General features: G+C 68.6%; 13 protein-coding genes and 1 tRNA gene. 5 read left to right on the top strand and 9 right to left on the bottom strand.

The annotated features are described in order from the left end of the window. Positions 1–49 precede the first annotated feature (49 nt). Positions 50–123, bottom strand: a tRNA-Arg gene (locus NDI79_RS03020). A 71-nt stretch (positions 124–194) separates the two neighbouring features. After that, entirely contained in the window at positions 195–509 is a 315-nt protein-coding gene (locus NDI79_RS03015) for a Sec-independent protein translocase subunit TatA/TatB (RefSeq protein WP_310926966.1), read from the bottom strand. Between the two features lie 269 nt (positions 510–778). On the opposite strand from NDI79_RS03015, the gene NDI79_RS03010 reads away from it, so the two are divergent. The 3 genes from NDI79_RS03010 (at position 779) to NDI79_RS03000 (ending at position 2,596) form a co-directional block, all read left to right on the top strand. Further along, the gene (locus NDI79_RS03010; RefSeq protein ID WP_310926965.1) at positions 779–1,168 is read left to right on the top strand and encodes a DoxX family membrane protein; all 390 of its coding nucleotides are present in this window, start codon (positions 779–781) and stop codon (positions 1,166–1,168) included. Positions 1,169–1,218: 50 nt separating this feature from the next. Then, positions 1,219–1,698, top strand: a complete 480-nt coding sequence (locus NDI79_RS03005) for a redoxin domain-containing protein (protein ID WP_310926964.1) — start codon at positions 1,219–1,221, stop codon at positions 1,696–1,698. A gap of 91 nt (positions 1,699–1,789) precedes the next feature. Then, positions 1,790–2,596: an HD domain-containing protein gene (locus NDI79_RS03000; protein WP_310926963.1), complete on the top strand. Its 807-nt coding sequence runs from the start codon at positions 1,790–1,792 to the stop codon at positions 2,594–2,596. A gap of 97 nt (positions 2,597–2,693) precedes the next feature. On the opposite strand, the gene NDI79_RS02995 is transcribed toward NDI79_RS03000, so the two are convergent. The 3 genes from NDI79_RS02995 to NDI79_RS02985 all read right to left on the bottom strand — a co-directional run bounded on the left by NDI79_RS02995 (position 2,694) and on the right by NDI79_RS02985 (position 4,252). Next, positions 2,694–3,620: a mechanosensitive ion channel family protein gene (locus NDI79_RS02995; protein WP_310926962.1), complete on the bottom strand. Its 927-nt coding sequence runs from the start codon at positions 3,618–3,620 to the stop codon at positions 2,694–2,696. After that, positions 3,617–3,865: a YhbY family RNA-binding protein gene (locus NDI79_RS02990; RefSeq protein ID WP_310926961.1), complete on the bottom strand. Its 249-nt coding sequence runs from the start codon at positions 3,863–3,865 to the stop codon at positions 3,617–3,619. The genes NDI79_RS02995 and NDI79_RS02990 overlap by 4 nt, the downstream gene beginning before the upstream one ends. Before the next feature lie 108 nt (positions 3,866–3,973). After that, entirely contained in the window at positions 3,974–4,252 is a 279-nt protein-coding gene (locus tag NDI79_RS02985) for a ribonuclease P protein component 4 (protein WP_310926960.1), read from the bottom strand. A 135-nt stretch (positions 4,253–4,387) separates the two neighbouring features. Between NDI79_RS02985 and NDI79_RS02980 the strand changes: the two genes are divergently transcribed. Next, positions 4,388–5,458, top strand: coding sequence for a glycosyltransferase (locus NDI79_RS02980; RefSeq protein WP_310926959.1), 1,071 nt, complete (start codon positions 4,388–4,390; stop codon positions 5,456–5,458). 77 nt (positions 5,459–5,535) lie between these two features. Further along, the gene (locus NDI79_RS02975) at positions 5,536–6,660 is read left to right on the top strand and encodes a glycosyltransferase (protein ID WP_310926958.1); all 1,125 of its coding nucleotides are present in this window, start codon (positions 5,536–5,538) and stop codon (positions 6,658–6,660) included. Between the two features lie 29 nt (positions 6,661–6,689). Here NDI79_RS02975 and NDI79_RS02970 read toward each other — a convergent pair whose 3' ends face one another. From NDI79_RS02970 to NDI79_RS02955, 4 genes are all read right to left on the bottom strand, one after another. Next, positions 6,690–7,169, bottom strand: coding sequence for a hypothetical protein (locus NDI79_RS02970; protein ID WP_310926957.1), 480 nt, complete (start codon positions 7,167–7,169; stop codon positions 6,690–6,692). 47 nt (positions 7,170–7,216) lie between these two features. Next, complete coding sequence (locus tag NDI79_RS02965) at positions 7,217–7,963, bottom strand: DUF2797 domain-containing protein (protein ID WP_310926956.1); 747 nt, start codon at positions 7,961–7,963, stop codon at positions 7,217–7,219. Between the two features lie 98 nt (positions 7,964–8,061). After that, positions 8,062–8,238 (bottom strand): hypothetical protein, encoded by a 177-nt coding sequence (locus tag NDI79_RS02960; protein ID WP_310926955.1) that lies wholly within the window; start codon positions 8,236–8,238, stop codon positions 8,062–8,064. Between the two features lie 108 nt (positions 8,239–8,346). Next, the gene (locus NDI79_RS02955) at positions 8,347–9,300 is read right to left on the bottom strand and encodes an NAD-dependent epimerase/dehydratase family protein (protein WP_310926954.1); all 954 of its coding nucleotides are present in this window, start codon (positions 9,298–9,300) and stop codon (positions 8,347–8,349) included. Positions 9,301–9,308: the final 8 nt, after the last annotated feature.

Genomic DNA, 9,308 nt, shown 5'->3' with positions numbered 1-9,308 from the left:
AAGCGAGTGGGAGTACGCCGCGCTCGTCGACCGAGCGCAGCGAAGGAGACGGGCGCGGCGGGATTCGAACCCGCGATCGAGGGGTTAGGAACCCCTCGCCCTGATCCGCTAGGCCACGCGCCCCGCCGGGGCTACGAGAGCGACCACTAAAGGTGATATGTTTCGCCGAGAAAAGCCGGAGCGCGAAGACGCGTTCAGTTGGAGTTGGAGTTCGAGTCCGAGGACGTCGAAGTCGACGTCGTCTCCGTGGCGGTCGAGGTCGACGCCGTCTCCGTCGACGCGGACGCCGCCGTCTCGTCGTCTTCCTCGTCGTCGTTCGTGCTCTCCATCTGCTTGAGCTCTTCTTCGATTTCGTTGCGTCCGCGCTGGAACTCGCCCATGGCCTGACCCGTGGACCGAGCGAGCTTCGGAATCTTGTTCGCCCCGAACAGCAGCACGAGGACGAGCAGGACGATGAGGAGCTCCGGCCCACCTGGAATCCCCGGGAACAGGGGGACAATCTGGTACATCGCTATCTGGGCTTAACCTACTCGCGACTATAGGCTTTTTGCATCTTAGGGGTGTCCTTCGAGGCGCCCGACGAAACCTCCGAACGGTCGCTATCGCGGTTCTCGTCCCTCGTGAGCCGCGTTCGTCGCATCAGTCGCCGTCGTACGCGTCGCGGAGGAAACACGACTCGGGACGCCGCCGCTCCCGGCCCGAAGCTTGGATTTCGGAATCGGTTCCGTCTCGCCGGGGCCGCCAGAGTTTATCTTCCGGCGAGCCTGTATACGGGCGCATGCTCAACCGCCTTCTGTTCATCTTCGCACGGATCGCCTTCGGGGCGAAGTTCGCCCGCGACGGCTACGACAACCTCGCGAGTACCGACGACATGGTCGCCTACGCCGACAGCGTCGGCGTTCCGTTCGCGAGCGTCCTCGTTCCGGTCGCGAGTTTCCTGCTGTTCGCCGGCGGCATCCTCCTCGCACTCGGACTCGCGCCGCTCCTGGGCGTCGTGGCCATCGCCACCTTCCTCCTCGGCGTGACGCCGCAGATGCACGACTTCTGGAACATGGAAGGTGACCAGCGAGACGAGGAACTCGACGCGTTCCTCCGCAACGCCTCCTTCCTCGGCGCCGCCGTCGCCTTCGCCGTCGCGATGCGCGAGCGCAAGGCGAACCTGAACTGAATCGAACCGAACGACAACTTTGAACTGACGCGCCGGCGGTACTCTTCGACATGGTCGATATCGGCGACGAGGCCCCCGATTTCACCGTTCCTCTCGCGGACGGCGACGTCGGGACGTTCACCCTCTCCGAGAACCTCGACGAGGCACCGCTCGTGCTCGCCTTCTTCCCGGCCGCGTTCACGAGTACGTGTACGACCGAGATGTGCACGTTCCGCGACCGCATGGACGAGTTCGAGGCGGTGGACGCGACGGTGTACGGCGTCAGCATCGACACCCCGTTCACCCTCAACGAGTTCCGGCGGCAGAACGACCTCGACTTTTCCCTCCTGAGCGACTCGAACCGCGAACTCGTCCACGCGTACGACGTGGCGACGGACTTCACCTCCGCGGGCGTCCGCGACGTCGCCAAGCGCGCGGTGTTCGTCGTCGACGGCGACGGCGAGGTGACGTACAAGTGGGTCAGCGACGACTTGGGCGCCGAACCCGACTACGAGGAAGTCGCGGCGGCCGCCGACTCCGCCCGCGCCTGAGGCGGCGGGCGGTCGGAGGCCGCGGCCGCGAGGCGCGTGCACGTGTCACGACCGCAGATACTTTCTCCTCCCGGACGTACCACGGGGTGAAATGGCTCACGTAACCGACGACATCGGTCGGGAGTACGACCCCGACGCGGACCACAGTTTTCCGGACGAGAAGCTCAACGAAGTCCTCCCGACGCTCCTCGACGACCCCGAGGTGAAGACGTACCTGAAGGCCCAGAACGTCAACGCGGTCACCCGAAAAGGGTACAACGACCACGGCGAGAAGCACATCGAAATCGTTCGCAACCGCGCGCTCCGACTGTACGACCTGCTGAAGAGCGGCGGCGTCGAGTTCAACGGCGCCTCCCAGCAGGGACTCGAAGAGGAGGACGAGGCCGTCATCGTCGCCCTCGCGGCGACGCTCCACGACATCGGCCACGTCGTCCACCGCGACGAGCACGCCTACTACTCGATTCCGCTCGCGGCGGACCTGCTGGACCGCTTCCTCCCGCAGTTCTACGACACCTCCGAGGTCGTCCGGGTGAAGGCGGAGGTGCTCCACGCCATCCTCTGTCACCACACCGAGGAGGACCCCCTCACGACCGAGGCGGGCGTCATCCGCGTCTCCGACGCCTTGGACATGGAGCGCGGTCGGTCGCGCATCCCCTACGAGAAGGGCGGCCGCGGCATCAACACGCTGTCGAGTCAGGCGATAGACAGCGTGACGCTGAAATCGGGCGACGACAAGCCCGTCCTCGTGGAGATAGAGATGGTGAACGCCGCGGGCGTCTATCAGGTCGACAACCTCCTGAAGGCGAAGCTCCACAAGTCGCTGCTCGAAGACTACATCCGCATCGTCGCCGTCAACACGAAGGCCGAGGACCAACTCGTCGAGCGCATCGAACTCTAATCCGGGCCGGAGACCGACCGGCGATACCGGCCGAGAGTCGGTGATCGAGAGCCGACAGGCGAACGCCGCGAGAACGCCAACGCCTCGACGCGTGGCCTCAGTCGTCGGACGAACTTCCCACTTCTCGCAGACCGGACACCGTGAGGTCGCCGCCGAGCGTGCGGTTCGGGTACGGGATGTCGATATCTCGTTCGTCGAATCCGTCTTTGACCCGCTTGACGTACTCCGCTTTCGTCTTCACGAAGTCGGCGCGCGAGGGGTTCGGTATCCAGATGCGCGAGGTGAGAACGACCGAGGAGTCGCCCAGTTCGGTCAGGCGGACCGACGGGGCGGGGTCGTCGAGGATGTCCGGATGCGACTCCGCCTCCCCGACGATGACCTCCGTCGCGGCGTCGATGTCGTCGTCGTAGCCGATGCCGAACGGCACCTGTAGGCGCAATGTGTCCTTGGCGACGGGGTTCTTGATGACGCCGTCGGTGAGTTGGGAGTTCGGCACGGTGAGCAGTTCGTTGTCGAACGTGCGGACGCGCGTGACGCGGAAGCTGATGTCCTCGACGATGCCGGAGTTGCCCTCCCACTCGATCCAGTCGCCGATGCGGAACGGCCGGTCCGTGTAGATGAACACGCCGGCGACGAAGTTCTGGAGCACGTCCTGCATCGCGAGGCCGATGGCGAGCGTCGCGGCCGCGGCGATGGTCGCGAGCGACTGCAGGAAGTTCGGGAGCCTCGCGGCGCCGAACGCGACGGTGACGGCGACGAAGACGACGACCACGCCGAGCAGTCGTCGCAGCGGCTTCTGCGCGTGCGCTTCGAGCCCCCGCGAGTCCATCACCCGGTCGACGATGGGAAAGAGGAAGATACGACCGAGGAGGTAGACGACGACGAAAGCGACGAGAAACGCGATTGCGCGCGTGAGCGGTTCGGCCACCCCGTTCGGAACGCCGATACTCCGGAGGACCGTCCCGATGAGTTCGTACAGCCCCATCTCGCCGGTCTGCAGGACGCCGACCGCCCCGACGCTCATCTGTGAACGACGCCGGTGTTGCCGCGCGTCTCGACGACGTCCGCGTCCACGCGCTCTGCGAGTTCCTCGGTCAGTTCCTCCACCGTCGACCCGGCACGCGCCGACCGGAGGAACTTCACCTTCACGAGGTCCCGTTCCCGCAGTTGGTCCGATAGCTCCTCCTCGACGGCGCCGATGCCGCTCTTGCCGACCCAGACGGTCACGTCGAGGTCGTGCGCCTCCTTGCGGAGGTCCTGATTACCCATACGACACTGTATCGGGTCGAATGATTTGAACGTTGATGGTCCGGACCGGCGAGGCGGGACGGACGGGACGAGCGGAACGAACCGGCCGGACGAGGCGCGTTCGCCCGCTCACTCGATGGGATGGCGCTTCGTCGCGCCGCAGTCGAGACAGCGGACGACGACGCGCCCGCGGTGGACCCGGACGCGCGCGTTTCGGCCGGGGCGAAGGTAGACGTCGCAGGCGTCGCACGACGACCGCTGGAGCCCCTTCGGGACCCCGCAGCGGTTCCGCTCGGCGAGGCGGCGCGCGAGGCGGACGTACTCCCGCGAGCGGTCGAACTCGCCGTCGGCCGCGGCCTCGCGGGCGAGTCCGTGCAGGCGCTCGATGCGCTCCTCCGCGATGCTCATATCCGGAGGGGCGGGGCGGGTCCGGAAAGACGTTCCGCTCCGGGGCGGAGCGGAGGTGCGGCGGAGCGGCGAGGCGCCGGGGGCGCCTCCGAGTCGGTAGCGTCAAACCGCCCGCGGCGAAACCCGAGTGCCACCGTGAGCCTCCGCGCGCTGAACTACCTCGAACTCGAATCGCAACTGGAGCGCAGCGGCATCGGCACCGCGGCGAGACAGCAGCGCGCCGCCCTCTCGCGCACCGACGTGGAGGTCATCACCAGCCCGTGGCGCGGCGGGAGCCTCCCGCGGGCCGCGCTGTCGGCGGCGACGGGCCGCGGCGCGTTCGCCGACTTCGACGTCGCTCACTGCAACCTCATCGGCCCCGGAACCGTCGCCGTCGCCCGCCACGCCAAGAGCGAGGGGATTCCGTTGGTCCTCCACACGCACGTCACGCGCGAGGATTTCGCGGAGTCGTTCCGCGGGTCCGGCGCGATAGCGCCCGCGCTCGGCCGCTACCTGAAGTGGTTCTACTCGCAGGCGGACCTCGTGCTCTGCCCCTCCGAGTACACGAAGTCGGTGCTGGAATCCTACCCCGTCGACGCGCCGATTCGCCCGATAACGAACGGCGTCGACGTCGACGCGCTGGCCGGGTTCGAGGACCTGCGCGCGGAGTACCGCGAGCGCTACGACTTGGAGGGGATGGTCGTCTTCGCCGTCGGCAACGTCTTCGAGCGGAAGGGGCTGACGGCGTTCTGCGAACTCGCCGAGGAGACGGAGTACGACTTCGCGTGGTTCGGCACCGTCGACGACGGCCCCCACGCCAGCGAGACCGTGAAGCGCTGGACGCGGAATCCCCCCGAGAACGTCACGTTCACCGGCTGGGTCGACGACATCCGGGGAGCCTTCGGCGCCGGCGACGTGTTCTGCTTCCCCGCGAAAGTCGAGAATCAGGGCATCGTCGTCCTCGAGGCGATGGCCTGCGGGAAGGCCGTCGTCCTCCGCGACATCCCCGTCTTCGACGAGTTCTACACGCACGGCGAGGACTGCCTGAAGTGCTCGACGCGCGCGGAGTTCCGCCGCGCCTTGGAACTGCTCGAACGCGACCCGGACCTGCGGCGGCGACTGGGCGAGAACGCCCGAGAGACGGCGGCCGAGCACGGTCTGGACCGCGTCGGCGAGCGACTCGAAGCGACGTACGAGGCGCTCGCGGAGGGTCGGCTGCCGGCGTGAGGCGACGCCGACGGCGGGGGAGTCCGCGCCGGCGGAAGTCACAACCGTTTACAGGTCCGCCCGCACACGACAAACGAATGCAGTCGGTCGCAGCGTTCACGGACACGTACCTCCCCACCGTCAACGGCGTCTCCTACACCGTGCAGACGTGGCGGGACCGCTGGCGGGAGCGCGGCGGCCGGATGGACGTGGTGTTCCCCGGCACCGACGACTACGCCCCCGAGACCGGCGAGTACCCCGTCCGCAGCGTCTCGTTTCCCTTCTACGACGGGTTCCGACTCGGCGTCCCGCGCGTCCCGAGTCGCGTCGAGGACGTGGACGTGGTCCACGCGCACACCCCGTTCGCGCTCGGCCTCTCGGGGCTCCGCCTCGCCCGGCGCGAGAACCGGCCGTTCGTCGCCTCCTACCACACGCCGACCGGTGAGTACGCCGACTACCTCACCTCGCGGGAGCCGTTCGAGCGCCGCATCGAGTCGCTCTCGGAGCGCTACGAGCGCTGGTTCTTCGGCCGCGCCGACGCCGTCCTCTGCCCCAGCACGGACGCCCGCGACCACCTCCGCGACGAGGTGGGCGTCGACGAGGGGCTGACCGTCCTCTCGAACGGCGTCGACACCGAGCGGTTCGCCCCCGTCGGCGACGCCGCGGTCGCCGATTTCCGCGAGCGACACGACCTGCCGGACGGTCCCCTCGTCGGCTACACGGGCCGGCACGGCTTCGAGAAGAACCTCGACGAGTTCGTCCGCGCCGCCGCCGGCATCGACGCGACGGTAGTCTTCGGCGGTGACGGCCCCGCCCGCGGGGAGTTGGAGTCGCTGGCGACGGACGTGGGTCTCGACGCGCGCTTCCTCGGATTCCTCCCGCGCGAGGACCTGCCGGCGTTCTACTCGGCGCTGGACGCGTTCGTGTTCCCGAGCCCCGTCGAGACGCAGGGGCTCGTCGCCCTGGAGGCCAACGCCTGCGGGACGCCCGTCGTCGGCGCCGACGCGGGGGCGCTCTCGGACACCGTCGTCGACGGCGTGACGGGGTATCACTACCCGCTCGGCGACGTCGAGGCCTGCCGGAAGGCGATACGCCGCGTGCTCGACGAACGCGAGGCGCTGTCGGACTCCTGTCTGGACCGCCGCGAGGAACTCGGCGTCGACCGCGCCGTCGACGAACTCGCGTCGCTGTACGACCGGGTCGTCGACGAAAAAGGAACCTAACTCTTCTCGGAACGGCCGAGGCGTCGGCCTCAGTCGTCCAGGTCTTCGACGGCCTGCGCGATGCGCTGAAGCTGACGGGTCGCGTCGCGCACCTCGTCGCGGAGTTGGCGTACCTCGCGGACGAGTTCCTCGTTGCCGGCCGACTCGGACTCGCCGCGGCCGCCGGCGCCCGGCGGGCCGCCGCCCATGCCGCCCGGACCGCCGCCGCCGCCCATACCGCCGGGGCCGCCACCGCCGCCGCCCATCATGCCGCTCATCATCTGCGCGAAGGGGTTGCCGCCGCCGCCCATGCCGCCGGGGCCGCCCTCGCCGCCGCCCATCATGTCGTCGGGGGCCGGTCGCTCGCCCTCCTCGCGTTCCTCCTCGCGGCGCTTTCGGATCTCCTCGACTCGCTCCCGGAAGGACATCTCCTCGTCGTCCTCAGCGTCGGCTCCGCTCTCGCCGGCGTCCGTCGGTTCGTCGACGTTCTCGGCCGGGTCGTCGGCGGGTTCGTCTGGGTTGTCGGACATGAGACTCCGTACTCGGTCCGACTGGAAAGGATTGTTGGTCGGGACGGTCAGCCCCACGCACCGAGACTCGACTGCAGGTCGCGCGTCGTCGCTCCGGCGGTCACCTCGTGGCCCACGAGGTCCCGGAGGTCGACGGCGTAGGTGCTGCCTCCGCGGTCGAGGACGAGCAGGCGACCCTTGACGCCGCGAACGGTGCCGGTGGCGACCGTCTCGGCGACCGGTCGGGCGTCGAGAGCGAGGCCGTAGTCGAACTCGAACTCCGAGAGCACGTCGAACTCCGAGAGCAGCGACTCCCACGCGCCGTCGTCGACGGCGAGGTGGAGGCCGTCGCGTTTCGTCGGCACCCGAACTCGGTCGGGAATCTCCTCGGCGAGTCCGGCCTCTATCTCGCGGGCGACGCGACCGTCGGCGACGGTCCGGACGTGCGCCCCGCGGTCGGCGCCCTGTTCGCGCAGGCGCGTCTCCAGTCGCCACTCCTTCGTCACGCCCACCTTGAACACGTCGGGCGCGAACGCCGCGAGGTAGACGGCGTGAGGGTCGTGGCAGTCCATCTCGTCTTTGAGGCAGGTGCCGGTGCACTTCGCGCACACCCACGTCGACCGGTGGTCGCGGCAGTAGGGAGCGCCGTCGTTTTCACAGAAATCGTGTCCGTCGTCGGTCGTCAGACCCGCGCAGTGGCGGTCGCCGAGCGTGTAGGCGAGGTCGGTTCCGGGGTCCAGCGAGACGTACTCCACGTCGCCGTCGCTGGCGAGAAACAGGCCCGGTCCGGAGGTGTCGTAGCCGACGAACTGCACGCCGCGAGGTAGGGGCCGGCCGGGTAAAAGCCGTGTCGCTCGGGGCGCCCCGCGGTCGGCGGCGCGACCGCCGGCGAGAGAGGTTCGCCCAGACCTCGTCAGTCGACGCTCCGCACGTCCGAGGAGCGACAGTCCGGACACCGGACGCGGGTCATCTGGCGCTTCGGACGCTCGAACGCCGCCTCGCAGTCGGCGCAGCGATACGCGAACGAGTCGTCGGTCGCCCCGTCCTCGCCGGTCGAGAACGTGTCCACGACCGCCGTGAGCACTCCCATCTGTCCTCACCTACCCGGGCGTTGTGGACCGGCGGCTTTTCAGTGTTGTGCAGGCGTCTCGGGGGCGGTGTCGCGCCGGGAGGCGCGCGGCTCGCGGCGCGCGGCCGCTCAGTCGTCCGCGGCGGCGTACTCGGCGCGGAGTTCCTCGGTCAGTTCGCGCGCCGCCCGCCGCACCGCCTCGTCGCTGGAGCCGTCGGCCTCCCAGCCGAGGGCGGACAGTTTCTCGACGGAGAGGCGCATCCGCGGCACGTCGCCCTCCCAGCCCCTGTCGCCGCCGGTGTACTCGTACTCGGGGTCGAGGTCCATCACGTCCGCGACGATGTCGGCGATGGTGGTCACGGAGGTGGTCGTCCGCGTGCCGAGGTTGTACGTGTTCATCGACTGCTCGGCGTTCTCGACGACGTGGGAGATGGCGCGCACGCAGTCCTCGACGTGGAGGTAGGACTTCTCCTGGCGGCCGTCGCCGAGGATGGTGAGGCTGTCGGGGCTTTCGAGCAGTTTCTCGATGAAATCGGGGATGACGTTCCCCCGTTGCTTCGGACCGACGATGTTGGCGAAGCGGAACAGCCAGACGGTGAAGTCCTTCGAGTGGGCGTACGTGGAGAGCAGGCCCTCGTCGGCGAGTTTCGAGGCGCCGTAGACGCTGATTGGTTCGAGGGGGGCATAGTCCTCGGGCGTCGGCCGCGGCGCCTCGCCGTAGACCGTAGAGGAGGAGGTAAAGGCGAGGTTCGAGACGCCGACCTCGTCCATGCGTTCGAGGACGTTGTACGTCATCTCGGTGTTCTCCTCGAACATCTGTCGGGGCTGGGCGTAGTTCGTGTCCGTGTAGGCGGCGAAGTGGAAGACGACGTCGACGTCCGCGGTGATGGCCTCGGCCACCTCGTCGGCGTCGGTCAGGTCGGCCCGCACGAATTCGACGCCGTCGGGGACGCGTTCGCGCGTGCCCTTCGAGAGGTCGTCGACGACGACCACGTCGTTGTCGTCGCGGAGGTGCGCTGCGAGGTGCGAACCGACGAGTCCCGCGCCGCCGGTGACGACGACTCGCTTCCCTGAGAGGTTCATGCGGTGGC

Origin of the sequence: Halogeometricum sp. S3BR5-2 (assembly GCF_031624635.1) — an archaeon.
Classification (GTDB): Archaea; Halobacteriota; Halobacteria; order Halobacteriales; family Haloferacaceae; genus Halogeometricum; species Halogeometricum luteum.
Note: the sequence above shows the minus strand (reverse complement) of the source record. Positions and strands in the feature narration are given on the sequence as shown.